Here is a 26,059-nt window from a genome sequence, read left to right on the forward strand (position 1 = left end):
CTAATTGGTTTAATATAAGTCAGAACTTTAGTTTTTCTTGTCAATTTAGGAATAACTCTTGCAGGTTTCAATATTTTCGTTTTACTTTGTATGCAAAATAATAATCATAAGCTGTTGAAGACAATTCTCACAATAACAGGTTCAGATAGCACAGGTGGCTCTGGTGTGCAGGCTGATATCAGAACGATAGCAGCTTTGGGAGGTTATGCTGTGTCGGCTGTTACATCTGTCACAGTGCAGAATACGTTGGGTATCCAAGCTTTCTATGATCTTCCTGCGGAGATTGTAAGGGGACAGATTGAGGCTATTATCAACGATATGCAGCCCGATACGGTGAAGGTGGGAATGATCAGAACCACAGAGACCTTGGCTGTTGTGGTGGATGTACTGCTGAAGTATCGTCCTCACCATATTATATATGACCCAATTGTGACAGCAAGTAATGGTGACAGATTGATGACGGATGACGTGATTACGCAGATACGTTGTCGGTTGTTACCACTATGTTCGCTTGTTATTTTGCGGAAAGGAGAGCCTGAAAAAATCTTTGATTGTTCTTCGTTGAAAAGTGAGGGGAGTCGGACTGTACGCTCGTTTGTGTTAGACGACCCTTTGCAGCATGGTCTTGCCAATAGCTTTTCATCTGCACTTGCGGTTTATTTGAGTCAAGACGAACCAATGGAAACCGCATTGCAACATGCTCGGGAATATGTAAGAACCCTTATAACGAGAAAGAGTGATATTAGTGGGCGGAGTAGTCAATTGTACTATGAATTTCTGGAAGCAGTGCAGCAGCATTATCGCACTAATCGCGATGTCGCATTTTATGCTGACTGTTTGAATGTCTCTCCACGTTATCTGTCGCAGGTGGCGCATCGAATCTCGGGTAAATCGCCTAAGTGTATCATTGATCATACGCTTGCGGAAGCACTTGCTTGTCAGCTGCGAACAACACAGAAAACAATCCAAGAAATAGCTTTTGAGCATGGCTTTGCCTCTCAAGCTCAATTCTCAAAGTTCTTTAGAAAACAGATTGGGCAGACTCCAAGTGAGTGGAGACGTCCTAAGAAAGATCTCCCCCTAACCCCTCCAAAGGAGGGGAGTGCCTAAAAGGAATTATTAAGGTTAACTTGATTTCAGATAATAATCAGCTTTTACTTTCTATCTTTTAAGGCGATTCATCTATTGATAATAACATATCCTTCTTTATGCTCTATCACTTAGTGACATTGTATTGGAAGGAGTTCTAATAAATTAAGTAAAATGACAAATAGACAAGAACTAAACCGCAACCTCGCTCAGATGTTGAAGGGCGGTGTAATCATGGACGTAACAACACCAGAGCAGGCTCGTATCGCTGAGGCTGCAGGTGCTTGTGCAGTAATGGCATTGGAGCGTATCCCAGCTGATATTCGTGCAGCTGGTGGTGTTTCACGTATGAGTGACCCTAAGATGATCAAGGGTATTCAGGAGGCTGTGACCATCCCTGTGATGGCAAAGTGCCGTATTGGTCATATCGCTGAGGCGCAGATTCTGCAGGCAATAGAGATTGATTACATCGATGAGAGCGAGGTTCTTTCTCCAGCTGATAATATCTATCATATTGATAAGACACAGTTTGAAGTACCATTCGTATGCGGTGCACGCAACTTGAGCGAGGCTTTACGTCGTATCGCTGAGGGTGCAACAATGATTCGTACAAAGGGTGAGCCGGGTACGGGTGATGTTGTACAGGCTGTTAGCCACATGCGTTTGATGCAGAGTCAGATTCGCGAACTCGTTAGCAAGCGTGAGGACGAACTCTTCGAGGCGGCTAAGCAGTTGCAGGCTCCATACGAACTCGTGAAGTATGTACATGAGAATGGTAAACTTCCTGTAGTAAATTTTGCTGCTGGTGGTGTGGCTACTCCTGCCGATGCTGCGTTAATGATGCAACTCGGTGCTGAGGGTGTCTTCGTTGGTTCTGGTATCTTCAAGAGTGGTGATCCTGCTAAGCGTGCTGCAGCTATCGTTAAGGCGGTTACAAACTATAATAATCCTAAGGAGTTGGCAGCGTTATCAGAAGACTTGGGTGAGGCTATGGTTGGTATCAACGAGCACGAGATTGAGGTGCTCATGGCTGAGCGCGGACAATGAAAATTGCCATTCTTGCCCTGCAGGGAGCGTTCTTAGAGCATGAGATGATGCTCAATAAGTTGGGTGTTGATTGCTTTGAGGTGCGCCAATTGGAGGATTGGCAGCAGGAGAAAGATGGATTGATTATTCCGGGTGGTGAGAGTACTACACAAGGAAAACTCCTTCGTGAACTTGGACTGCTTGAACCCATTCGTGAAGCCATCGAAACTGGGTTGCCAGTCTTTGGTACTTGTGCTGGCTTGATACTCCTTGCTCGAGAAGTAGAGGGCAATAGTCCGTCTGCGCCTGTTCCTCCCCGATTGGGCACGATGAATATGACAGCAGCTCGTAACGCCTACGGTCGTCAGTTGGGTAGTTTCCATACGGAGGCTCCTTTTAAGGGGATTGAAGGAGATATTCCAATGACTTTCATCCGTGCACCTTACATAAAGGAAGCGGCTGGAGAGGTAGAAATACTCTCAGAAGTTGATGGTCATATCGTAGCTGCTCGCCAAGGAAACCAGCTTGTTACTGCTTTTCATCCAGAATTGGATAGTGATACGCGTGTACATGAATACTTTTTGGAAATGGTAAGGGGTAGATGATACCTTAAAGAAAAGTACAACTAAATAATGAATATAGGCTGTTACAGATGCTCATTGGTGTCTGTAACAGCCTATATAAGTTATTGTCATTCTCTAAAGAATTAATTTTGTAACTCTTTACTAACAAAAAGTTACTTTCTTCTTAGCAATATCTTGCAATGTGTTTAGGGCTCCGCACCATTGGTGTTTACCCTCCGCACAATATGTGCTAAGCATCAACACGAGATGTGCTGAACGTTAATACACTGGTTGGAGATGGCAAGAAAGACTTTTACTGGCCGTTATTATAATAATAAGACACGAATAAGTAGCTTTTAAGGAGGATGCTTGTAGGGCTGTACTAATAAGTTCTGTAAGCTTGTATTTAGTGGAGGAATGTTTTTAATAGCAAACTAAAAGACATAAAAAAAGGACTACCGCTGTAGTCCAACCTTTGTTAACCTTAAATCTAATACTATGAAAAACACGTTGCAAAGATAAACAGTATTTTTTATATTTGCAACTTTTTTAATGTCTTTTTTTAGTAAATGATGTATTATTGATTTACATCAAGTAAAATATATGACAAATTGATAGTTTAATATAATTTATCATCAATCACTACAACCGGCTTGATGAGGTCGCGTGGTTTGTCTTTCATAAGGGTGAGTGATTCCTCCATGTGATCAAAGCCATTGAAGCGATGAGTTACGAGATGTGATAGGTTTAATCTACCTGATGTAACTAATTTGGCGAGCTTTTCCATGCGAAGACGACCACCCGGCATCAATCCGCCTCTAATAGTCTTGTGTCCCATACCTACTCCCCATTCAACGCGAGGAATATTAATAGTTTCGCCAGAACCGAGATAGTTTACATTTCCGATGGTCCCACCGGGTTTCAGAACTGTGACAGCCTCAGCAAAGGTGTCAACTGTTCCGCCTGCAATGACGATACGGTCAACACCACGTCCCTTAGTCAGTTTCATTACCTGTTCGGCAATAGGACCATTGTGGTAGTCAATAATTTCATTCGCTCCATACTTACGTGCAGCATCAGCACAAACCTTTCTGCTGCCGACGGCATAGACATAGGAAGCACCTGCAAGCGCTGCGCCTGCAACAGCCATCAGACCAACTGGTCCAATACCAATAACGAGGACTTCATCTCCAAACTTTACGTCGGCAAGTTCTACACCATGGAAGCCAGTGGGTACCATATCAGATAGCATAACAGCATCAACTGGGTCGAGCCCCTCTGGAATTAGAGCTAAATTGCCATCGGCATCATTGACATGGAAGTATTCGGCAAACACACCATCCTTGAAGTTAGAGAACTTCCAGCCAGCTAACATGCCATTTGAATGCATGGAGTAGCCAGCTTGTGCTTCTAATGAATTCCAGTCGGGTGTGATAGCAGGAACAAGTACCCTGTCTCCCGGTTTGAAGTCCTTTACCATTGAGCCTACTTCAACAATCTCGCCAGTTGCTTCGTGTCCGAGAATCATGTCTTTCCTCTCTCCGATAGCTCCTTCCCAAACTGTATGTACGTCAGAGGTACAGGGAGCAACCGCCAATGGTCTAACGATAGCATCCATAGGTCCACATACTGGTCGGTCTTTCTCTATCCAACCCGCTTTTCCGATTCCTAACATTGCAAATGCTTTCATAATAAAATCTCCTTTAAATTAATGAAACTTAGGTTTTTAAGCACACTTGCTTGTTATGATATATACATCGCAAATATAGATAGTATTTTTTATATTTGCAAGTGATTTCGAGGAAAAGAAAGCTAATGTTTTACTATTATTGAAAGGGATAAATTGTAGGGAGAGTAGTGGTTGGTAAATTTAGGTGGCTCAATATGCAGAAGATTTAGAATAAAGAGAGTTAAAGAAAGGATAAGATAAAGGTTTAAGTCTGAAAGAAAGTAGTTATGTGTCTCATTAAAAAGCATTTTTTATCCTCTAAAACTTTGTTATGTCATTTTTTAAGCCTATCTTTGCAAAAAATAAAGAGATTAAGGCATTTAAGGATATGGGATTCCGGCATTCAGTGTGAAGATGTTGGAATTCTGTCTTTTTTATGTCTACTGAAAAACGATTAATTTTTAAAACAAGATATTATGGCTTATATGTCACAGGAAGGTTACGACAAGCTCGTAGCCGATTTGCAGTATTTAGAATCTGTTGAGCGTCCAAAGGCTTCAGCTGCAATTGCTGAGGCTGCCGATAAGGGCGACTTGAGTGAGAATTCGGAATATGATGCTGCTAAGGAGGCACAGCGTCATCTTGAAGCACGTATAGCTGAGATGAAGATGACCGTGGCACAGGCAAAGATTGTTGATGTGTCACGCTTGAGCACAGATGTTGTACAGATTATGTCTACCGTTGAGATGACAAATGTAAAGACTAATGCTAAAATGAAGTACACGATTGTCAGTGAAACGGAGGCTAACTTGAAGCAGAATAAGATTTCAATTAAGACCCCTATTGCACAGGGCTTATTGAATAAAAAGGTGGGCGACGAGGTTGAGATTACGATCCCTCGTGGTACTATCACACTGCGCATTGACAAGATTTCTATTGATGCATAACAACAAAACAAGGAGGTTTGTATGACTATATTCAGTAAGATTGCAGCGGGTGAGATTCCCAGCTACAAGTGTGCAGAGAACGATCAGTTTTATGCTTTTCTCGACATTGACCCAGTAACAAAGGGACATACACTTGTCATTCCTCGTAAGGAGGTTGACTACATCTTTGATATGGAGGATGAAGAGCTTGCTGCTTTTGAGGTTTTTGCAAAGAAGGTTGCATGTGCTATAAAGAATGTCTTCCCATGTAAAAAGGTGGCACAAGTGGTTTTAGGACTCGAAGTAAATCACGCACATATCCACCTCTTGCCAATGAACAGCGAGGCTGATGTTGACTTTAAGCATCACGTACAGGTTGAGGCTGAGGAACAGAAGGAGATTGCTGCAAAGATTTTCAAGACTTTCCAAGAATTGGAATAACATTTGGCTTCTGAAATAAGATATTATCAAGATGGGGATATACAGTCATTGCATATCCCCATTTATCATTTTCCTTAATATAAGGAAGATACGTTTAACAAAGTATTCCCACCTTTACCAAACTTGCAGCTCCCCTCCTTTGGAGGGGTTGGGGGAGGTTTAATTTATACAAACTCCTCCCCCTTCTTTATCTGCACCTCATTCACGTATTTCCTTACCAATGCTGAGGAATCTTCTTTCTTACAGATAAGTAATACATTGTCCTTTTCTGCAATGATATAGCCATCAAGTCCGTTGATAACTCCTAATTTGTCTTTGGGAAGTTTTATGATATTATTGGCGGCATCTTCAAGAATAACGTCGGAGTCAATGATAACATTATCTCCCTCTCGCTTGCTCATCGACTCATAGACACCATGCCATGTACCAAGGTCTGCCCATCCAAAGTCGCACCTCATCACATAGACATTCTCCGACTTTTCTAAGATACCATGGTCTAAAGAAATGTTTGGATAGCGTGGGAAATTATCATGTATAAAAGCTTCTTCGTCTTCTATCGTTGTTATCTTACCGCCTATTTCACCTGCGCGCAAAACAGAAGGAAGGAAGCCGTAGAGGGATTGACGAAGGTAATTGACGTTAGAGAGGAAGAGTCCTGTATTCCAACACCATTCCTTACTATCCATGAACATTTGAGCAAATTCTCGGTCGGGTTTTTCAGTAAAGGCTTGCACCTTATATATATCACCATTACCAGTGTAGACTCCTTTTTGTATATATCCGTATCCCGGTTCTGGTCTGGTAGGACTAACACCCATGGTCAATATCGCATCATTCCTCTCAACGAACATCAATCCTTCGTTAATATTACGGAAGAAAGCGTCATCATTCATAATATTATGGTCAGAGGGTGATATAATGATGTTAGCCTTGGGGGCAAACATCATGATGCGGTGTAATGCCCATGCAACACTAGGAGCCGTGTTTCTGTGTATTGGCTCAGCCATGATATGGTCGGTAGCCACTTCAGGCAACTGCTCTTTGACAAGGTCAAGGTAATCGCAGCTTGTGTTGATATAGATATTCTCTTTGGGAAGAATATGTGCAAAGCGATCAAAAGTTTGTTGAAGTTGAGTACGACCTACGCCAAAGAAATCAGTAAATTGCTTTGGAAATTTGTTTCTGCTCCAAGGCCATAATCTGCTTCCCTTGCCACCGGCAAGAATCACGCAATAGTTGTTTAGTTTCGTAGTCATTATCTTTTTAAGCTAACCTGTTTCTCTCACCAAAGATACCTTATATAACTGATACCTCCAAATCTTTTGTTATAAAATACCACAAATATTCATTAATCAACTTATTGTCATTAAATAATTCCTCAAAAATTTGCCACATTCAGATTTTCTCTCTACCTTTGCACTCGTTGTTCAAACAACAACCATGCCCAGATGGCGGAATAGGTAGACGCGCTGGTCTCAAACACCAGTGGGGCAACCCATCCCGGTTCGAGCCCGGGTCTGGGTACAAAGTAGAAAGCTAAGTATTTGATTGTTCGATACTTAGCTTTTTCTTATTTTCAAAATATTCCCAGATTGTTCCCAATCAGCAATAATTAAAAAAGTGTACTTTCTGACAAAACTATTGGAAAGGTGTACTTTTTATGTTATTAAGTACTTTTCTTTTAAGTTTAATTAACATTATCACTTCATGTTATCTTTACACTTCGTATATACATCCAAAAGCAATTCTTCATAAGAGTTGAGATTAGGAACAAATGAAAAATTTTTTATTAACTTTAATTCTTCATTAGAAATTTCAACTTTGTCCTCTAGAGAGAGACGACATAAATACAGAAGACATAACTTATCATAATAAATCAAATCTTTCATATTTTTCAAAACATTATTGTCATCTTCCTTATTTGTATTTTTGAAAATAAACAAATTTTGAGTTTCTATCGCCATCTGTTGAATTATGGGATTAAAAAAATTATCTATATAAGGGGAATTTGCCTCTAACTCATAATGATCTAATGAAGCATTATTTGTCAAGTTTAGAACATTTACATGTAGCACCTCTTTTCCTTTATGTGGTAAATCAAAGCGTAAAAGAATAGGATTCATTTCTTTATCAAATATATAAATTTTAAGTCTCGTAGTATTAGATTCTGCCCCTCTACTTGAAATAGAATCACTGTGAATAGGTGGGGAAGAAGGTGTTTCTATCTTGTATATGGAAGAGTCTTGAAAATTTTCTAACATGAAACTAATCAATTTCGAGAAACCAGAAGAGAAGATCTCTACATTTTGTGCATCAAGAAATAAAGCGATAAGCGTAGAAAATGCACAGTATCCACGCAACAATATTATAGTAGGGTATAATAATGTAAAATACTTAATAGAGTTTTTATGTTTTTCAGATTTATCTATTGAACATATCGTGTTAATCATTCTAGGAAAACCCTTAAAGTCGAATTGATGTCTTATAGGTTTGATATGACAAAATTCATCTATAGACATCTCTAATTTATTTGCTTGCCCATAAGTCAAAAAAAACTGAGAAACTTTATTCACATGAGTAGCTAAATATTGAAATAACTCATTCGACAATTTCTCAATATTATCAGAAGTATCTTCCTTGGCTAGCTCAGAATATAACTTTGCATAAATATCATTCAAGGATTTATTCCATTTATTTATCATCAAATCTTGATATTTATAAGAATTTATTTTAAAACTTCTAAGATAAATTTCTAAGTCTTCCTCTTTATGATTTTCACAATATCTATTATAAGCATTAATATCTTTCGATACAATTTCAAAATATTCTTCTTTTACATTATCTTTAAAACATATTGTATCACTCTCCTGAAGTATTGATAAAATTTTAGCAGTATCCAAATTGGATGGTAGTGTTAAATTAAAATCCTTAATTTCTTTCAATAGGTTCTCACTTGATACAGAGAAATCTCTAATATAAAATACTATTTTTTTCCAAATCAATAGTTCGTAGATTGTTAAATCAGCATCAAAAACTATAACGTTTCTTTCTTTCATTTTTGTACAAAGGTATATAAAATATTTACAAAAAAGAATAAAGTGAATCCCTATTTTTGATTTAATAAAGTATTTTTTCTGTTGATATCCATTTTTTGAAGAATAGTTTATCTTTGTAAAAATATTCACTTTAGAAATTGCAAAAATGGAAAATGACAATCTAAAGATACAGCTTGACAGTATTCAACGAATATTAAGCTATTGCATTACTCAGACCTACAATGTGCTCATTGGAAATATTCTGAGGAAGAAAGGTTGCATCAACAATATACAGTTCAAAGAGATTTTACAAAAAGAATATATCCGAATGACCGATGAACTATCTTCCATTTATCTGAATTATCCTGCTCTTGCATGTGTAGAGGAATATTACAACGATGATGACTTTTTGTGGGAAAGCTCCTTCTTTGAATCACTGACCAAAGAACAAAAACAGAAATATGCCTCATTCTCTGTATCTTCGTTTGAATATGCGAAATACATTGAGACACACACCTTATATAATGATGTCCTGCCGATGTTCTCGTATCTTGTTGATGCAATTCTATATGAACGATACGCAAAATATCTCATGGCAGAAATAGAACGAATTGAATTGACAGAGGTACAAACTGATCGGTCTCGCTCTTCTGTCTTGGTAAACGATGAACCATGTGAGCAGAAAAAGAAACCTGTCATCGTTGGTAAAGGAACAAATCCATTTCAATCTGATTTTACAGACGAGCAAATTGAGATTCTTACCGCTTGCATCAACGAAATTCAATTATTTACAACTTGCATATCTTCCAAGATACTCAAAGTTTTTTTTGCTTGTAAGCTAAAAGGTGCCCTGAAATCAAACAACAACCGCCAGTTGGCGTATCTCATGCAAAGTCTTAATCTTCGAGGGTTCATTACTGATGAATGGCAATCTGCGATTGCTCGTAATGAACTTGTCTTGGGGAAAACAAAAGTTACGCCACTGACACGCACCGACCTTTCCACCGCAACAGACCAAATCAATATGAAGCAACCGAAAGGATGGGAAACCATTGATAACTACATCAAACAACTGAAAAAAGGTTGAGCATAGGTTGATACCTCAAACATTGCTCAACGCCATTTACTTTTATCGTTTCTAATTTTGCCCTCGTTAACAAATAATTAGCGAAGGTGCACCTTCATATTGTTTAATTCAAAATGTTTGCAATATGGAAAAAACATTAGAAACCCGAGTTGAAGAACTCGAACAAATGGTATTCATGAATAAGAATGTGCTGAGTTTTGAAGAAGCCAGCAGGTTCTTAAACCTCTCAAAGAGTTATCTCTACAAACTCACATCGGGTAATCTGATACCGCATTATAAGCCACAAGGCAAAATGCTTTACTTTGAGAAAGTAGAACTTGAAACATGGCTACGCCAGAATCCCATTAAAACTTCTGCGCAGATAACGCAAGAAGCACAGCGGTATACCATGGGCAACAAACCTTTAATGCATAAGTAGTTCATGGCACAAGAAGAATTTATCCGTGTTGGCACGACCTTATACAAGATTGTGAACCAACCACGCATCAATGGTGGTTTTGTCAAGAAGCGTATCGTGTGGAACAATGAGACGCTACAGCAGGACTATGGCAAGGACTTTATTGCCACTGTCCCGAAGTACGATGGTTTCTGTACAGTTCCTAATCATGTGAAATATCAGCCTGTGGTCGATAAGTTCCTGAATCTCTACGAGCCGATAGGACACCAGCCAAAAGAAGGAGAGTTCCCGCACATTGAATCCCTGATAAGACACATCTTCGGGGAACAATACGAGTTAGGTATGGACTACTTGCAGTTACTCTATCTCCAACCAGTGCAAAAACTCCCCATCCTACTGATGGTGTCAGAAGAACGCAATACAGGTAAGAGTACGTTCCTCAATTTCCTCAAAGCCGTATTCCTGAACAACGTAACATTCAACACCAACGAAGACTTCCGCAGTCAGTTCAATGCGAATTGGACAGGTAAACTGCTTATTGTGGTGGACGAGGTATTGCTCAATCGCAGGGAAGACAGTGAACGATTGAAGAATCTCAGCACAACGCTTTCCTATAAGGTGGAAGCAAAAGGCAAAGACCGAGACGAAATCTCCTTCTTTGCCAAGTTCGTGCTGTGTTCCAACAACGAGTTGTTCCCAGTCATCATAGATATGGGAGAAACCCGATATTGGGTAAGAAAGATAGAACGTCTTAAAAGCGATGACACCGACTTTCTGCAAAAGCTGAAAGCCGAAATTCCTGCCTTTCTCTATTTCCTGCAGCACCGAACGCTGTCCACTCACAAGGAAAGCCGTATGTGGTTTGCGCCCAAGCTGACCTTTACGCCAGCTTTGCAGCGCATCATCCGCAGTAACCGAAACAAGTTGGAACTTGAAATGTCAGAACTGTGTATTGACATCATGGAAATGAATAACGTTAAGGAAATCTCTTTCTGTATCAATGACATGATGCCACTTTTGAGTAATACGCAATGTAAGTATGACAAAGGACAGATAAGGAGGATAGTGCAGGACATCTGGAAACTCACACCTGTGTCCAATACGCTGACTTATACAACATATCAGTTAAGTTACAACACTCCCTTGTATTATTCGCCCATACGAAGGACTGGCAGATTTTATACAATCACCAAAGAACAACTATTGAATTTCTAAACAAGTTTATATCTATTATTTTGATGAAATGATGAATAATCAGTATAAAGCACATAATACAAGCAACTTATACTTTCATCATTTGCTTATCATGGATATTTTGCTGATGAAAAAAGAAAAGGATATTATTTCTTTTCGCCAGCATTATCTATTTGACGAGTAATTTGATGAAAACATGATGAGAGGTTAACTATCTGATAAACAAACAGATAAATCCTCATTCATCAATTCATCAAAATTATCAACTCTTCAAAACCGTACAATTATGAATATCAATGATATCAAGCAAATCAAGTTGCATGACTTTCTTGCTGCAATAGGCTGTAAGCCTGTAAAACAATATAGCGTAAACCTCATGTATCTCTCGCCACTAAGAGCAGAGAAGCACGCATCGTTTAAGGTAAATACGAAACTCAACAAATGGTATGACTTCGGCATTGGACGTGGTGGCAATATCATTGCCCTTGCAGAGTTGCTCTACAATTCCTCTGATGTATCTTATCTCATTCGTCAGATTGAGCGTAATACACCAAGCACTGCTTCTACAAGTCTACCCATAGTCAAACCATCCCCACGGCAGAACTCCTTTGAAAATCTTACTGTGCAGACCTTAGCGCATCCAGCCCTTATTAAATATATTGAAGAAAGGTGTATTGACGTTGAAACGGCAAGAACCGTGTGTAAGGAGCTGCACTTTGACACAAGGGGTAAGCATTACTTTGGTATTGGTTGCCCCAATATTGCAGGTGGTTACGAAATACGCAATCCGTTCTTCAAAGGCTGCATTGCACCAAAAGACATCAGCCATTTCTATGCAGAAGAGCCGAAGAAAGTATGTTTTCTTTTCGAGGGCTTCATGGACTTTCTGTCATTTATGACGCTCCGAAGAAAGGAGAATGACGGACTGAAACGGCAAGATTATTTGGTACTCAATTCTGTAACGAATATTCATAAGGCTGCAAAGATATTATCACGCTATGATAGCGTTCAATGCTTCTTGGACAATGACAATGCAGGAAAAATGCCTATCTGCAATTATCAAAGGAATTGGGAAAACCTGTTACAGATGCATCAACTTTATACAATGGTTTCAAGGACTTGAACGAGTATCTGTGTGCTGAATCCAAGCATTCAGAGAGAGCTGAAATCAAGAAAGCCAAAGGGATTAAGCTATGATTACAGGAATTGTTTGGCATAATCTGTTTTCGGGGAGCAAGTTTATGTTTGGGCATACCAAAACCACTTGCTCCACCTCCTGACACTCGCTGCAGAGAATTATTCCGCTGGTCTCCATCAAATCAAATTAAAGAAACAAGTATGATAAAAACAGAATATAAAAAGGTGGTCGTCCAACCAAGGGCGTAGCCGAAAAGAAGAAATACCGTATCACGGTGAAACTGAATACGCAGGATTACTATACGCTCAAAGGCAAAGCCAAAAGCGCAGGAGTAACCATGAGTGAGTTTGTAAGAAAAGTTCTTGATAAAGGAAATGTCATTGAACGACTGACCGTAGAGCAAGCAGACTTCATCCGCAAGCTGTGTGGAATGGCAAATAGTCTCAATCAATTGGCACATCGTGCCAATGCGGATGGGTTTCATGTCGTTGCTCCTTTCCATAAAACCATCATTGGTAAGATTGACGAAATTCTAAATCTGATACGAAAATGATTGCCAAGATAATAAAAGGTTCAGGCTTCAGGGGTGTCATCAATTACATCCTTGACCCGAGGAAAGGAGCAGAACTCATTGATAGTTCGGGTGTGAGAACAGATTGTATTAGTCATATTGCCCAAAGTTTCATCGACCAGACAGAACTGAATCCACGAGTAAGCAAGGTTGTGGGGCATATCTCCCTGAGTTTCTCGGCACAGGATTCTTCCAAGCTCAGCAATGAATGGATGGGGCAGATCGCTCGTGAATACATGGAGAAGATGGGAATAAAAGATACGCAGTACATTATCCGTCGCCATTTCGATAAGGAGCATCCACACGTTCATATCGCTTTCAATCGCATAGATAACAATGGGAAGACCATTTCTGACCGTAACGACAGATCACAAAAGTGAGAAGATTTGTAAGGAACTGACTGCGAAACACGGTTTATATTTCGCGGATGGCAAGGAAAAAGTCAAGAAACATCGCTTGAAAGAACCCGACAAGACCAAATATGAAATCTATCAGGCATTGAAAGCAGAAATAGCTCGGTGCAGGGATTGGAAAGACCTTCTTGCTCACTTGAAAAAGCAGGATATTGGTGTCCGTTTCAAGTACAAAGGCAACTCACAGGAAGTGCAGGGGATTATTTTTGAAAAGAACGGTTATCTTTTCAGCGGTTCAAAGGTGGACAGGAGTTTCAGTTATTCCAAGATAGACTTTGCCCTGCAACAGAATAACAGGGAACACGAACAGCAGATGCAAGGAGTAGTAAATCTTATATCCAATGTTGCAAGTGTTACGAGCGAAATTACCAACAACCTCATAGAAGGAGGATTGGATTTGTTTCAAACTCATGGTACTGTCCCTGCGGAGATTTACAACACACTCGATAAAAAGAAGAAAAAGAAAAAACGTAAAATACATTTATAATTATGGCAGATAATAATACATTCGTCCTCTTTGAGGAAATAAAAAACAAGCTGGAGACAATTTACAGGGAACTACAGGAGCTGAAAGAAAAGAAGAACGGTTCTGTTTCTCTCCCTATTCCATCTACACCGGCACAAAGTGACGAACAGAAGGAACAGGAATTGCTCAATCAGTATGAACAGCAAACAAAAGAAGTGATTAACAAGTATATTGGTGTGCAAGTGCGCATCAAGGACGAGGAGGCTAAATCCATGGACAAATTGGTGGCAAGTGTCTTGACCATGTTGCACGAATGGCAGGAGAATAAAGAGCATCCAATACCGCAGGAACATATTCACAGGCATAGCTTTGACATCAAGTCCTCGAAAGTCTTTACTTATATGGTAGCAGTATCTGTCCTTTGTTTTGTTTCATTGGTCAGCAACTACTTCTTGTGGCAAAGCAAACAGCAATACAAGGATGATGCCTTGAAATTCCGTATCATCAGAGTATGGAGAGGATGTAGTCCCAAGGAAATACTATGGCTCAATGATGTGTTCGATATTCATCGCAATGAAAAGATTATCAAGCTAATCAAGAAAAAAGCAGACGGATACGACTTGCAACTAAAATCTAAGGCTGATAGCTTGATGCAGAAGAAATTGAAATAATACTCTACGAAGCAAGCCCAACCAAACGAGATGCAGGTTGGGCTTGTTATATCACTATATTATTCTATGATTTCCCAAAAGCCACCATTATCTGGTCCAACGCGACGGAGATATCTGCCACGCATAACTTCAATATTACGATAAATGGAAGTTTCACTAATTCCTATATTTTTAGCCAAATCTGCCCTCGATATATAGGGATCTTCTAACATCAGTTCCAATATCTTGATTCGGTTAGCCGTTAATCTTTCTCCATGAGCATTAGCCTTTTCAATTAATCTTTCTGTTACCTTTTTATTTGCTTCTGCTACCTTTTCTGCTACTTTATTGCTAGTTTCTGCCACCTTTTCTGTTACCCTTCCGATTCGATTCGGTTCGGTTTCTGCCACCTTCGGTACTGTAATTTTCAAAATAAAATCATCAAGATGAAAGGATAAATGTGGTGTACCATTAGCTTCCAACTCCCTACACACACGATCTACCCCTTCGCCAAACTCCTTGACAAAGTCGTATGCTTTTAAGAATTGAGCAATTTTAGGATTTCGTGAAAAATGGGTATGACGAATATTAGAAGGCTTGACTGTTCCGGGTAATCTACCAGGCGACTCGAATACAAGACGATCGTCAAGCATCTTTATTTGGATTTCTGTACCCTTAATATTGTAGGCGCGGTGGCAGCAAGCGTTGACAACCATTTCTTGAATCACAAACTTCGGGTAATCCCTATTGGTTACAAACTGCCCATGCTGCCCAAGGAATGTATGTTCCTCAACCTGAGTTTCAAGATAAGCTATCGTGGCTTTCACCTGATCAAGTATCGTTCCTTCAAAAGTTACGTCCTTAATAACATTCATCTCTGCACCCACTCTCTCCTCTGTACCTTTATAACGGATGAAGCGAGTACGCCCACGAGGAAAGAACTTTTGTGGATATTTACCAAACAACAGGACACAAGCCACGCTAACTTGCTCATCTCCCTTTGCATTGGTAGTTATGAAGCCATTATTCTCATGTAGATATTGCTTGGCAGATTTGGTATAACCAATCAATTCTGTATATCTTTCGACAGCAGCCATATCAATGTCATCAGCCGTAGCACCATACACAGCCGTATCTTCATAGTATCGCTCCCCCTTATCATACATTAACTGTATGCGTTCTTCAAAAGACAGTTTTCTGCTTTTATCACCAACACGCACAAAAGCTTCGTCTGCCTGATTAGCGTGCAACTCAGAACTTGCAGGAATACGCATCAATAAAATATGATTTTCGTTTCCCTCCTTATCCGTACATGGCAACAATTCGCTGGTAATAGGAACAGAAGGATTACAAAAATCTAAAGGAACACGAAGCAACTCATTCAGTTTCTCTGTATGTTGATCCACACCCTCTATTTTCCGAGTCTTATCAGATACACCAATAGCAATCGTTCCGCCATCGGCATTTGCAAGTGCAACAATTGAAACAGCCAATACCTTGGGAGCAATTTGAATGCTTTTGCAGTCAAACGTCTGATCTTCCTTGCGAGTCTGTATTTTTTGTATCGTCATAATGCTAATTATACCATAACTTTATGCAACGCATCTATTATTTTCTTCCCAAGTTCATAATCTTGAATACATTCATCATATGAGAGATTTATTTGATTTGCATGAACGTACGAATGCCTACCTTGTATCAAGTTTTGATAACAAGATCTCACGGATGGTTCATTTTTTTCCACTGCTGTAATTTCTGTTTCTAAATTTATTTCTAAAATATTGTCGAATTTTTTGATTTCATTTTTTAAATCAGGTATCTTTATTCTTCCATTTAACCTAGAAAGATAATTTTGAATAAAACCGCCAAATAAATGATGCTTACTAGAAGCGTAATCAATAAGTATCTCTTTTATGGCAAGTTCATATGAAGTTACGGCACTTACTGAGATTGCACCAGTAAACTTAGGTAAAGCTATTGGTGAAATATGAGGTTTTAAAGTATTAATCTCATTAATCAACTCATCCGTAGGTTGAAACTTATCAGTGTAAGCCATCGCTAAACAAAAAAGTTTCTACATATTCAAATCTCTCCTTAAGGATTTTTTCATCAGTTGTAGCTAATGTTGTCAAATCCGTGAACTTTTGATCTACAAGAAGTTCTTCATATCGCTGAGGTAGATTTGCTGGTAAATTATCTATATGCAACAAAATCTTGCAAAAGACAGAATCAAACAAAGATACATTAAAAGGTCCACGCAAATGAAAAGGCTTACTCCTTAACTCTGAATTAATATAGCCTGCTGCTCTTTCGAAAGCAATAGCAAAGCTATCTATGTTTTCACATGCATTCATATTGCTTTTAGCTACTTTATTGAGAAACTCTTTCATTGGTTTTTCATATCTACTTAGATAGTAAGCTAATCCATAAACTCTTAAAATCAACTCTATATCTGATTGATTTTTAACAATCTCTTTCTTGTTTATGACTTTACGCCATGATGGATTTTTGTTTAGTTCCTTCAACTTATTTAAAAAGTCACTTCTAAATACGCAATTCCTTATTTCTTGTGGCTTAAGGGGGGTTCCTCCTGTATTTAGCCGTTCAAAAATGTGGTATACAGATGTATTTTCTTTCGTAGGTGAAAGTTGTCTTATATTAATAGCTCTCAGTACAGAAGAAGAAAGCTTTCTTTTATCTTTATCGTTCAAATCATTATAAGTATAATTATAAAACTTGTTTTTAGGATTTAGTCCCGACAATTTAAAAACCTGTCGTTTCCCTGTTAGACTCTCTTTGCCAAAGTATCCTTCAAAAAAATAAACAATACTTAATAGGCGCTGCTGACCATCAATGACCAAATTCTTATTTTCATCATCAATATATAAAAAATAGGAGGGACCGGTAGCCCTATTAAAAAGGATTCAATGAGTAATGATGCCTGTTTTATATTCCAAACATAACCACGCTGATAATCAGGAATCATAATGTCTCCATTTTTAAACATTTCAACAAGTCCCATTAACGTATAATCAGAAGGATAAGATGTAATATCGTATTCTATATTAATCACCTCTTCCACCTCGTTGTCTGAAAATTCAAAGTCTTCCATATTTTTTAGTTTAATAATCCTTTGCAAATATAACATTATTATTTTATATAGTAGTCAATTCTGGCAAACTATTTATAGCTTCAGTTTTCAACTTATCCACTGCACGGGTGTATTTCTCGGTGTGTTTCAATCCGCTATGTCCCAATAGGCTGGCGACAGTTTTGATGTTAGCACCATTATTTAGAATGTTCACTGCAAAGCTGTGGCGAGCACAATGCCAACTGATGTGTTTGTTTATGCCTGTACGCTTTACCCATCGTTTTACAGACTTGCTGCAACTCTCATATGAGGGGAGGTTGAAGATAGAGGAATTTAATTCTTCAGGTGCTTTGCCAATCAAAGAGAGTAAACCGTCATTGAGAGGAATAACTACACCACTATTTGCAGAATGTCCTTTGGTCTTGCTCTGTTCAAATTTCAGGAGGCGATTGGTATAGTCGATGTTTTTATAGGTTAGGTCTTTCACATCGCAGAAGCGCAGACCGCAATATAGACAGAGGATAAATGCTCGTCTGACATTAGGGTTTTCGTTATCGTAATGGCATTGAATCAGTGATTGGATTTCGTCCATCGACAACACATCTTTGCGTAAAATCTGTTCATCCACCTTGCACACAACACCCTTGCAGGGATCTTTCAGCATCACTTCATGGTCTATGGCATAGCGCACAACTTTCTTGAAACGCTGATAGATGCTCTTTGCCCCTTCACCCACACTTCGTGATTGCAGGTACTCTACAAACCGTTCCATCATGTCCTTGGTTATCAAGTCAGGTTTAATACTAAACTCATAGAGAGGGTATTGCTCTTTCAGAAAATCCTTAAAACGATTCAAGGCTATCTTTATCATTCGCAGGTCTTTCTTCGTATAACTGTCTATGTACGCCTGATAATAGTCTAAGAAGTTGACATTTCTGTGTTTCTTCAGGCGATAACCAAGCATACTCTCCTTAAACTGTTGTTCCCGCTCTACACGAATTTTGGTAGCCAGTTCAAGAGTTTCCTTGTTCTGTTGCCGTTCCGCAGGAGTACGGGGCTTGGCTATCAAGTACAACTGCAAATTCTCTTTTCGCCTGTTGTGTTTAATGTGTACTTTGGGCTTGCCCATCATTTTACCTGTTTCATACAAAACTGGATTGCCGTTTTCGTCCAACACAGGTGTTTCTTCTCTACCGAGATAATACTCCAGATACAGACTTATCCGACCATCAGAAAGCATATTTTGCTCCAATTTCGGGTTTTCTTTTGCTTTATTTTCTAATTTTGCCATAATTGATAGTTATGTACCTAAATGTGTATCAAACCGAGTAAAATCATTAACTCGTTTATTTTCAGATGTTTTCTTATTTTGCAAAGATACTAAAAAGTTCCGAATATCAAAGTGTACTAAAAGTGTACTATCTAACCAAAAAGAGGTAAAAATGGGCTAATTTGGCAAAAATAAGAAAAATACAAATTACTGATTATAAGTATTATATATTCATTTCGTTTCTCTTGTTTTCACCACCTTGTACCGGGTCTGGGTACAAAGTAGAAAGCTAAGTAATTGATTATTCAATACTTAGCTTTTCTCGTTTTTATAAATGTTCCCGAATTGTTCCCAACAATCCTTTGTTAAAAGGTAATCATTCCAGCTTACAGGTGGACTGGGGTTAGTATTCGGTGTGGTATTGGGGCGTAGAGCCTGAAGCCAACCCTGTGGCACATCGTGGTTACCGAGTGTGTCAATGATAGAGTTATATCCTCGTTTTGTATTCTCTGGGTCACCATACGCGCCCTTCATTGTAGGTACACCAGGAGCAATGCTCTGCTGCTTATAATACGCTTCCTTCTGACGTTGGATTTGGTTCATACGTTCAGCATAATCCTGCTGACCAGCCGTTACGTATGAGCCGTTACGCCCGTAAATGTTATTGAAGAGACCTGTCCCTATCTTTGAAGCAACTCGTTTGTCACCAAGGAAGTAATGCTTCGTAAAGCGATTCTTGTTAATGCTGATTATCGAAGCAGGATAGAGTGTGAAGTTGTCCGTCTCGTGGAAGGTTATTCCTTGTGGTGCACCATTGATATACACACCCTCCATCGTACCGTAACTCTTCATGATGCGTTCACCAGCAGCATTGTAAGTATAACGACTCGTCTTGCCATTGTCAGAGAGTACCATCAGGCGGTTGTCTTCATCCCAGTACATTTCACGAGTAGTATTCGTAGAGTCATTTGTCACCAGCACAGGATTACCGTTGGCATCATATGTGTAATGGTCGTGACCAATCTGTGTTGGAGCCGTCGGGTGGTTACTGTCCTCATATTTATAAGCAAAGTTATAAGACTTGGCAGTTGTTGTTGAGTCCACCTTCTGTACCTTGGTCAGCGGCTCACTCATCCGTCCGAACGACATCACCATATCATACGATGCACGCTTTGCCTTACCGTTTGCATGGACAAGGCGGTTCAGTTCGTCATATTCATACGTATGCGAACTCTTTCCTCCCAGCTTCGCCCTATTGAGTTTCGTAAGCGACGTTGGGTTGGCAGCATTTGTAATACCGAGGATATTATCCACAGCATCATAACGATATCTGTTTTCCATCACAGTCTGACCGTCCGCTGTAAGGTTCATCACCTGCAGACGTTCACGCTGCTTGTCGTAGGTATAGGTAGTCTCCGTGCCATTACCAAGCTTTGTATAGACCGTATGACCCTCCTTGTCGTAACCTATCCTGTCAACAATAACGCTCTGACGTCCCTGTTTATTGCTCGTCATGCTCTCCACCTGTCCGGCAGCATTGTAGTGATAAGTAACCACTTCACCATCAGGATAAGTCATCGTATGCACACAGTTCTAACTATCATAAGTCGCACCATAGACATAAGTCCTGATATCCGCCACACTCGCCATGACTGTACGGACAATCTTTATTACTTTAGAGACAGTTCAATATTTCATTTAAATTCTTCCTTTCCTTTCAAAAAATACAATTAGTTCTTTTTGCGATATAGAGTTTAGATAAAAGTGCTATAAAAAAAAGAATTATATACACGTATAATAATTGAGCACTGTCAGAGAAATAAGGACAAATCGTATAAGCTGTATTAGAAATTGTAATCCCGTTTTCAAATTTAGGCTGAGTATAATAAAATTTAATATTATGAGGAAGATTATCTATCACTAATCTAATGATATAGAAAATTGTCCAAAACAAAAAACTTTCAACAAAACATATTCTATAACTCATGACCCATGCCCTATTAATTTTAACAAGATATAAGAACCAAAGAAACAACAAATTAAACCAACCAAGGTATCCAAACGTAATAATAGAAAGGATTAGGAGTTCATACATCACGTTATTTGAATCATTATCCCCCTCACAAACATTTGTAAAAAAATATACACTTATATATAATAACATCTGCACACCCCAAAAAATAAGTAGAGAGATAGTTGATGCATTAAAAAAAACTTTTAACTTTTTCATTTTAACAATAATTAAACACAAAATATCCTTGTTACTTTACGACCCCATTCCAATTGCTCCAAAAATTATAAATGATTGTATTCCTCTCATCTATAGCAGCTTTTTGTTCACTTGCAGTCCAGGGACGATAGCTGCCGAAGCCACCAACAATACCTGGCATCTCTGCCCTTAAAGCTTTTATTTGTTGATTCGAGACACCTGCTTTGTGAAAGATTGTCGATGAACTTGTATTGCAATTTCCTTGAGTAGGATTATTTCCGGCTCTATAACGAATCGTGTGGGTTGTGTACTCTGATTAAAATAATATCTGTTGTATTCATAAAAAGAAGTTATTTGTTCAGTTTAGTTTCACTCTTTAACACTTTAGCCAACGGAAAAGGTTTTAAGGTCTTATTCCATACAATACTCGTGAATGTTTACCATCATTTGCTGTGGTGCTGATACTCTGCACATGTGCGGAGGGTTAAATTCACTATGCTATATGGATAATAGGGGATGAATTGTGAGCAAAACGTTGTAATACAAAGAATAAACAGGAGGTGTGTAGAAGCTTGTTTAGCGAAAAATCCTTTATATTTGTAGATTAATTCGTCTTCATCTGTTCAGCCATAAAGCCAGTAAACATAGGAACGCTGGCAAGGAAAAACTATTTACTCACACGATTCGTTATAGAGCCGTATCTTCTCCTGTCATAATCGTAATCTTGACAACTTCTATTTTCGTAAAAGTAGGCAGAGAGCGCTTGTATATAGCAGATGCGCTTGTTGTATTTTCAAATAGTGTAAAATCCATTGCTTATTTATGCTTAAAAGTCACCTCACCCTGTCGACCATAGTAGTAGGCTTCACCGCCCGAAGCATCCTCAATGACGGGATGTGATAAAAAATAATCTTCATTTCTTATTCCCATGATAATCTTTTATATAGTGTCTCATGCAAAGTACTGAGAGCAACCCTAATGAAAGAATCCCTAACCTAACATATATATCACCCATTTCATCATAAAAAAGCGTATCATTCCATTTATTATGATATAAAATTTTATGTAGATTTCCTTCATTTATATCTTTCCTACTTATTGTGACAGTGTAATCCTTTCCCATATAATGTACTATTATATATGAAGTTATATTTATAGCACCCCTATGTTCAGACACTACTTTAAACGACTTAATTGGACCAGATTTTAATGCTTGAGTATTATAATAAACAACTATAATACTGTAGAATAAATATATAGCACAAGCTAAAATCATTAAAAAAGATATCTACGTACCTGTTTGTACTCCATTTTATTGACCGCCATAATCTTTAGGTAATTGTGATTGTACTTTCTTTCCAACTTCTTTTTGTACTGTCTCTACTCCTGTTGTAAATGAAACCAAAGTTCCATATAATCCTTTTGCTTCTCTCATAGCAGATTAAGCGTTCCTAATTAATTTCATATTAGGAGTTCTCCGTGACTGTAATTTTTCTAATTTATGTAAAGCAACAGTATAGTTATGTCTACCTCTGCTGTAGCTTTTTTAAGATAGCTTGACGGAAGTATATGACCAACACCTTTACTTATGAGGGTCTCAGCTACAATAGACTTCACAGACATATCTTTTTTATTTATAACTCTCCCTACAACATTTTCAAGACCTTCCAATAAGAAGCCAATGCCTTCTTTTGCTATAAACTTTGCAACAGGGCTTTTGATAATCTTCACAATACTTGAAATGCCATTATTAATAGCACCTTCTGCTGCACCTGTTGCTATACTCCATGTAACACTCAAATAATCTCTCCCTTCTATTCTTTTATTTGCATTAATGAAAGAGTTTATAGATACCGTCTCCATCTTATCTATAATGATAGTTAAATATTGAGATAATCCACCTGCAAGTCCTCCTATTATAACACCATCTATGCCTATCTTCCCATTAATATCATAAAATCTCACAGGATTAGATGAACAATATATATAGCTTAAAGATCTATTATTATTAATTGCCAACGGATCCACCCCATACCAAATACTTGTAATAGGATTCATGTACCTTGCACCATAATAGTACAGACCAATTTCATCATCGAACTGTTTGCCATTGAACTTATAAGGCAGGTCTTCACTGCTACTGTGCTCGTCAAATAACAGTTCACCGTATGGCAGGTAAGCTTCATACTGTGTGATGTTGGCGTGATCGTCTGTGATGTAAGACATACTGCCTAAATGGTCACTATGATAGAAGAATGTCTCTTCTTTTGTGGTGTCGTTGGCAATATAGCCATAACCAGCCTGTGGGGCATCAGGGTTGCTTGGGTCATTCCAGCTTACAGGTAGACCGGGGTTGGTATTCGGTGTGGTGTTGGGGCGTGGAGTCTGAATCCAACCCTGCGGCACATCGTGGTTGCCGAGTGTGTCAATGATAGAGTTATATCCTCGTTTTGTATTCTCTGGGGCACCATACGCACCCTTCATTGTAGGTACACCTGGTGCAATACCTTGCTGCTTATAGTATGCCTCTTTCTGCTTCTGAATCTGATTCATGCGTTCCGCATAATCCTGCTGACCAGCAGTAACGTAAGAGCCGTTACGTCCATAAACGTTATTAAACAGACCTGTTCCTATTCTTGAAGCAATTCGTTTGTCACCAATGAAGTAATGCTTTGTAAAGCGATTCTTGTTGACAGAGAGGATACTTGCAGGATAAAGTGTAAAGTTGTCTGTCTCGTGGAAAGTAATACCTTGTGGTGCACCATTGATATACACATCCTCCATCGTACCGTAACTTTTCATAATGCGTTCGGCGGCAGCGTTGTAATGGTAGATAACCACTTCACCATCAGAGCAACCTCGGGTTGATAACAGAATCCACATATTCTGCAAATTCAACGATGGATGATAATATGTTTACAAGTCGAAAAACTACTCCAGTGTATATTTTTTATTTCATGAAAATATGTACCGGACTTATCATATGTGGGGATAACCCAACGGATAAGTCCATCCTCATCTTTACATTTGATCAAAAGTTTATTTTTACTATAATAATATTCTAGAATGTCTGTGACAATGAATTTGGGATGATATGTATTTGTAGGCACAGCACAACTACCAAAAAACTCAGAATTATTATAGACAAAGAAAAAATGATTGCTTTTCCTTTCTTTATCTTTTTCAAAGTCCTTGACACAAAGTGGGCTAATGCCATATGGTAAAACTCTGTAATTAATTATACTTTTTCCATAAAAATACCTCTGATAATCGATTCCTATTACCATAAACAAAATAACTAAGACTATTATATATCTCAGTTTCATTTTCCTATAGATTAAAAGAAGTACGTTACAGTTCTTGGTTTATAATTATAAGGAGTACCTCCAACTTCCCTATTTATGTCGAAAGGATCACTAAAGCTATCAGGCTTGCCATGTTTATGTGCATACAATGTAAATACATTGTATATCTTTTAATTATCACTAATTTGATATTTTATTAAAGTATTATCCATACAATGAATTTCAATTTTACCACAATTAGTTTCAATTTTATTATATGTGTCAGGTAATGATATTGTTTTTATAACTTCATATTGCTGTATATCTATAACGAAAACTTCTAATTCAGTAGCTACAAATATTTTTTTGTCATACATAACCATTTCGCAAAAAAGAAACATTAAGTCCAAACACATTATTCTATGTTTTTTCCTAAAATCATAAATAGCAAAATTTTGGTCAATTCCTATAGCATACACTTTAGGATATATTTTTAGGAACTCAGGTTGTAATAAGTCGCTTGACCAAGCTATTTTTGCATAAAAATTGCCTTCCACTAATTTCCCATATATTCGATAAGAATCATTATGGGAATCATCAAAAACTGAATCATAATTTAATTTTTTATATGTAAAATAGTCTATAATCTTAAGTTTCATTTCTTTTTAAATATTTTGGGAATGATTGTTGTTACTTTTGGTGCTTTTGTCATATCTCCACCAGCGTAGAAAAAACTAAACACCAGCAGCGATGTAAGAGTAACGACTCGTCTTAGTACTACTCGTAAACCATTGTCTCATTTAGATTTGCCATCTTTTGTAGCAGTTGTCAATTCATTAATAAATAATTTAAACTCTTTTTCTGCTGATTTCTTTTGAGAATTGCACCAATAGAAAGACTCTCCATCATTATCCATCTTAAAATACTCTATTCCCGTTTCCAATAAATCTTCCCACATGTTCGAAATATCAGAAATCTTACTTCTTGAGAAAGTCCCTATAATAATCAAAAGATGTCCCAGATAAAAGCTTTCATCTTCAACTATCATAGATATTATTTTTTTGCTTAAATTTAAATTCTTAGTATAAATTACTTTTTTTGAGTTAATAGTATGATATTCACTTTCTGGGTCTATATCATAGAGAATTGATGTCTTCGTAGGACCCATCTCAAAAAGGAAAACTGATCTTTCTTGCACTTGACGGAAAATAAAATCAGAAATATATTTAAACTTTGAATATAAAATTGCAGTATCAAATTCATTAATAAAATTTAGACTCAAAATTTGATATTTTTTATATACTAACATAGCTTACTTTATTTAATTAAATGATTTGCTCCTTCTTCTGCCAACCACGATCCTCCAAAAGAACCTATTATACCACCACCAATACCACCAACAAATCAACAGATGGCAGCGCCAGGTGCTGCACCCACCCCCGCAAACAGTGAGCCAATTATTCCTCCAATTGCTGCACCTCCTTTTGCACCAATACTAGCACCTGCAGCTGCACCAGCCCATCCACCAGCAACACTTGCA

The 26,059-nt window shown here is 38.2% G+C and carries 20 protein-coding genes, 1 tRNA gene and 5 pseudogenes; 13 read left to right on the top strand and 13 right to left on the bottom strand.

The genetic code is table 11. From position 1 onward, the window contains the following. Positions 1-90 precede the first annotated feature (90 nt). The 3 genes from J5A56_RS06330 to pdxT all read left to right on the top strand — a co-directional run bounded on the left by J5A56_RS06330 (position 91) and on the right by pdxT (position 2,720). Complete coding sequence (locus tag J5A56_RS06330) at positions 91-1,110, top strand: bifunctional hydroxymethylpyrimidine kinase/phosphomethylpyrimidine kinase (RefSeq protein ID WP_021672641.1); 1,020 nt, start codon at positions 91-93, stop codon at positions 1,108-1,110. A 153-nt stretch (positions 1,111-1,263) separates the two neighbouring features. Then, positions 1,264-2,136, top strand: a complete 873-nt coding sequence (pdxS, locus tag J5A56_RS06335; protein WP_021672642.1) for a pyridoxal 5'-phosphate synthase lyase subunit PdxS — start codon at positions 1,264-1,266, stop codon at positions 2,134-2,136. After that, positions 2,133-2,720, top strand: coding sequence for a pyridoxal 5'-phosphate synthase glutaminase subunit PdxT (gene pdxT, locus J5A56_RS06340; protein WP_021672643.1), 588 nt, complete (start codon positions 2,133-2,135; stop codon positions 2,718-2,720). The genes pdxS and pdxT overlap by 4 nt, the downstream gene beginning before the upstream one ends. A gap of 577 nt (positions 2,721-3,297) precedes the next feature. Here the strand turns inward: pdxT and J5A56_RS06345 are convergent. Then, on the bottom strand, positions 3,298-4,368 hold the full coding sequence (locus tag J5A56_RS06345) for an NAD(P)-dependent alcohol dehydrogenase (protein ID WP_021672644.1): 1,071 nt from the start codon (positions 4,366-4,368) through the stop codon (positions 3,298-3,300). A 455-nt stretch (positions 4,369-4,823) separates the two neighbouring features. Here J5A56_RS06345 and greA point away from each other — a divergent pair, with 455 nt between their 5' ends. After that, positions 4,824-5,294, top strand: a complete 471-nt coding sequence (gene greA / locus J5A56_RS06350; RefSeq protein WP_021672645.1) for a transcription elongation factor GreA — start codon at positions 4,824-4,826, stop codon at positions 5,292-5,294. A gap of 21 nt (positions 5,295-5,315) precedes the next feature. Further along, positions 5,316-5,714, top strand: coding sequence for an HIT family protein (locus J5A56_RS06355; RefSeq protein ID WP_021672646.1), 399 nt, complete (start codon positions 5,316-5,318; stop codon positions 5,712-5,714). Positions 5,715-5,878: 164 nt separating this feature from the next. On the opposite strand, the gene J5A56_RS06360 is transcribed toward J5A56_RS06355, so the two are convergent. After that, entirely contained in the window at positions 5,879-6,970 is a 1,092-nt protein-coding gene (locus J5A56_RS06360; RefSeq protein WP_021672647.1) for a mannose-1-phosphate guanylyltransferase, read from the bottom strand. A 186-nt stretch (positions 6,971-7,156) separates the two neighbouring features. On the opposite strand from J5A56_RS06360, the gene J5A56_RS06365 reads away from it, so the two are divergent. Continuing rightward, a tRNA-Leu gene (locus tag J5A56_RS06365) sits at positions 7,157-7,238 on the top strand. A gap of 176 nt (positions 7,239-7,414) precedes the next feature. Here J5A56_RS06365 and J5A56_RS06370 read toward each other — a convergent pair. Beyond that, positions 7,415-8,770 (bottom strand): hypothetical protein, encoded by a 1,356-nt coding sequence (locus J5A56_RS06370; RefSeq protein WP_155945361.1) that lies wholly within the window; start codon positions 8,768-8,770, stop codon positions 7,415-7,417. Between the two features lie 145 nt (positions 8,771-8,915). On the opposite strand from J5A56_RS06370, the gene J5A56_RS06375 reads away from it, so the two are divergent. From J5A56_RS06375 to J5A56_RS06410, 7 genes and pseudogenes are all read left to right on the top strand, one after another. Further along, complete coding sequence (locus tag J5A56_RS06375; protein WP_021672649.1) at positions 8,916-9,836, top strand: hypothetical protein; 921 nt, start codon at positions 8,916-8,918, stop codon at positions 9,834-9,836. Positions 9,837-9,960: 124 nt separating this feature from the next. After that, positions 9,961-10,254: a helix-turn-helix domain-containing protein gene (locus J5A56_RS06380; protein WP_021672650.1), complete on the top strand. Its 294-nt coding sequence runs from the start codon at positions 9,961-9,963 to the stop codon at positions 10,252-10,254. 3 nt (positions 10,255-10,257) lie between these two features. Continuing rightward, the gene (locus J5A56_RS06385) at positions 10,258-11,448 is read left to right on the top strand and encodes a primase-helicase family protein (RefSeq protein WP_021672651.1); all 1,191 of its coding nucleotides are present in this window, start codon (positions 10,258-10,260) and stop codon (positions 11,446-11,448) included. A gap of 265 nt (positions 11,449-11,713) precedes the next feature. Further along, positions 11,714-12,624: pseudogene (locus J5A56_RS06390) on the top strand (toprim domain-containing protein). Positions 12,625-12,765: 141 nt separating this feature from the next. Beyond that, positions 12,766-13,118 (top strand): annotated as a pseudogene (locus J5A56_RS06395) (plasmid mobilization protein). Continuing rightward, positions 13,115-14,036: pseudogene (locus J5A56_RS13455) on the top strand (relaxase/mobilization nuclease domain-containing protein). The pseudogenes J5A56_RS06395 and J5A56_RS13455 overlap by 4 nt, the downstream one beginning before the upstream one ends. Positions 14,037-14,038: 2 nt before the next feature. Next, complete coding sequence (locus J5A56_RS06410) at positions 14,039-14,686, top strand: hypothetical protein (protein ID WP_211815567.1); 648 nt, start codon at positions 14,039-14,041, stop codon at positions 14,684-14,686. Positions 14,687-14,745: 59 nt separating this feature from the next. Here J5A56_RS06410 and J5A56_RS06415 read toward each other — a convergent pair whose 3' ends face one another. From J5A56_RS06415 to J5A56_RS06460, 10 genes and pseudogenes are all read right to left on the bottom strand, one after another. After that, a complete protein-coding gene (locus tag J5A56_RS06415) occupies positions 14,746-16,236 on the bottom strand; it encodes an RNA-binding domain-containing protein (protein ID WP_021672046.1) in 1,491 nt (496 codons plus the stop codon). 8 nt (positions 16,237-16,244) lie between these two features. After that, entirely contained in the window at positions 16,245-16,721 is a 477-nt protein-coding gene (locus tag J5A56_RS06420; protein ID WP_021672047.1) for a HEPN domain-containing protein, read from the bottom strand. Next, positions 16,708-17,813: pseudogene (locus J5A56_RS06425) on the bottom strand (DUF262 domain-containing protein). The gene J5A56_RS06420 and the pseudogene J5A56_RS06425 overlap by 14 nt, the downstream one beginning before the upstream one ends. Before the next feature lie 7 nt (positions 17,814-17,820). Continuing rightward, on the bottom strand, positions 17,821-19,047 hold the full coding sequence (locus J5A56_RS06435) for a site-specific integrase (protein ID WP_021672049.1): 1,227 nt from the start codon (positions 19,045-19,047) through the stop codon (positions 17,821-17,823). 291 nt (positions 19,048-19,338) lie between these two features. Further along, positions 19,339-20,667 (bottom strand): annotated as a pseudogene (locus J5A56_RS06440) (RHS repeat domain-containing protein). Between the two features lie 1,880 nt (positions 20,668-22,547). After that, entirely contained in the window at positions 22,548-22,670 is a 123-nt protein-coding gene (locus J5A56_RS13750) for a hypothetical protein (RefSeq protein ID WP_021672552.1), read from the bottom strand. A 59-nt stretch (positions 22,671-22,729) separates the two neighbouring features. Further along, positions 22,730-24,076, bottom strand: coding sequence for an RHS repeat-associated core domain-containing protein (locus tag J5A56_RS06445; RefSeq protein ID WP_432757718.1), 1,347 nt, complete (start codon positions 24,074-24,076; stop codon positions 22,730-22,732). Positions 24,077-24,129: 53 nt separating this feature from the next. Then, a complete protein-coding gene (locus J5A56_RS06450; RefSeq protein ID WP_021671293.1) occupies positions 24,130-24,561 on the bottom strand; it encodes a hypothetical protein in 432 nt (143 codons plus the stop codon). Between the two features lie 149 nt (positions 24,562-24,710). Then, positions 24,711-25,178, bottom strand: coding sequence for a hypothetical protein (locus J5A56_RS06455; RefSeq protein WP_021671292.1), 468 nt, complete (start codon positions 25,176-25,178; stop codon positions 24,711-24,713). Between the two features lie 137 nt (positions 25,179-25,315). Next, positions 25,316-25,828, bottom strand: a complete 513-nt coding sequence (locus J5A56_RS06460; protein WP_021671291.1) for a hypothetical protein — start codon at positions 25,826-25,828, stop codon at positions 25,316-25,318. Between the last annotated feature and the right edge of the window lie 231 nt (positions 25,829-26,059).

This window comes from Prevotella melaninogenica, from assembly GCF_018128065.1.
Lineage (GTDB): Bacteria > Bacteroidota > Bacteroidia > Bacteroidales > Bacteroidaceae > Prevotella.

Excerpts from the sequence above, each read along its gene's own strand:
- J5A56_RS06330 (WP_021672641.1), top strand. The coding sequence starts at position 91 with ATGCAAAATAATAATCATAAGCTGTTGAAGACAATTCTCACAATAACA.
- pdxS (WP_021672642.1), top strand. The coding sequence starts at position 1,264 with ATGACAAATAGACAAGAACTAAACCGCAACCTCGCTCAGATGTTGAAG.
- pdxT (WP_021672643.1), top strand. The coding sequence starts at position 2,133 with ATGAAAATTGCCATTCTTGCCCTGCAGGGAGCGTTCTTAGAGCATGAG.
- J5A56_RS06345 (WP_021672644.1), bottom strand. The coding sequence starts at position 4,368 with ATGAAAGCATTTGCAATGTTAGGAATCGGAAAAGCGGGTTGGATAGAG.
- greA (WP_021672645.1), top strand. The coding sequence starts at position 4,824 with ATGGCTTATATGTCACAGGAAGGTTACGACAAGCTCGTAGCCGATTTG.
- J5A56_RS06355 (WP_021672646.1), top strand. The coding sequence starts at position 5,316 with ATGACTATATTCAGTAAGATTGCAGCGGGTGAGATTCCCAGCTACAAG.
- J5A56_RS06360 (WP_021672647.1), bottom strand. The coding sequence starts at position 6,970 with ATGACTACGAAACTAAACAACTATTGCGTGATTCTTGCCGGTGGCAAG.
- J5A56_RS06370 (WP_155945361.1), bottom strand. The coding sequence starts at position 8,770 with ATGAAAGAAAGAAACGTTATAGTTTTTGATGCTGATTTAACAATCTAC.
- J5A56_RS06375 (WP_021672649.1), top strand. The coding sequence starts at position 8,916 with ATGGAAAATGACAATCTAAAGATACAGCTTGACAGTATTCAACGAATA.
- J5A56_RS06380 (WP_021672650.1), top strand. The coding sequence starts at position 9,961 with ATGGAAAAAACATTAGAAACCCGAGTTGAAGAACTCGAACAAATGGTA.
- J5A56_RS06385 (WP_021672651.1), top strand. The coding sequence starts at position 10,258 with ATGGCACAAGAAGAATTTATCCGTGTTGGCACGACCTTATACAAGATT.
- J5A56_RS06410 (WP_211815567.1), top strand. The coding sequence starts at position 14,039 with ATGGCAGATAATAATACATTCGTCCTCTTTGAGGAAATAAAAAACAAG.
- J5A56_RS06415 (WP_021672046.1), bottom strand. The coding sequence starts at position 16,236 with ATGACGATACAAAAAATACAGACTCGCAAGGAAGATCAGACGTTTGAC.
- J5A56_RS06420 (WP_021672047.1), bottom strand. The coding sequence starts at position 16,721 with ATGGCTTACACTGATAAGTTTCAACCTACGGATGAGTTGATTAATGAG.
- J5A56_RS06435 (WP_021672049.1), bottom strand. The coding sequence starts at position 19,047 with ATGGCAAAATTAGAAAATAAAGCAAAAGAAAACCCGAAATTGGAGCAA.
- J5A56_RS13750 (WP_021672552.1), bottom strand. The coding sequence starts at position 22,670 with ATGAGAGAAGCAAAAGGATTATATGGAACTTTGGTTTCATTTACAACA.
- J5A56_RS06450 (WP_021671293.1), bottom strand. The coding sequence starts at position 24,561 with ATGAAACTGAGATATATAATAGTCTTAGTTATTTTGTTTATGGTAATA.
- J5A56_RS06455 (WP_021671292.1), bottom strand. The coding sequence starts at position 25,178 with ATGAAACTTAAGATTATAGACTATTTTACATATAAAAAATTAAATTAT.
- J5A56_RS06460 (WP_021671291.1), bottom strand. The coding sequence starts at position 25,828 with ATGTTAGTATATAAAAAATATCAAATTTTGAGTCTAAATTTTATTAAT.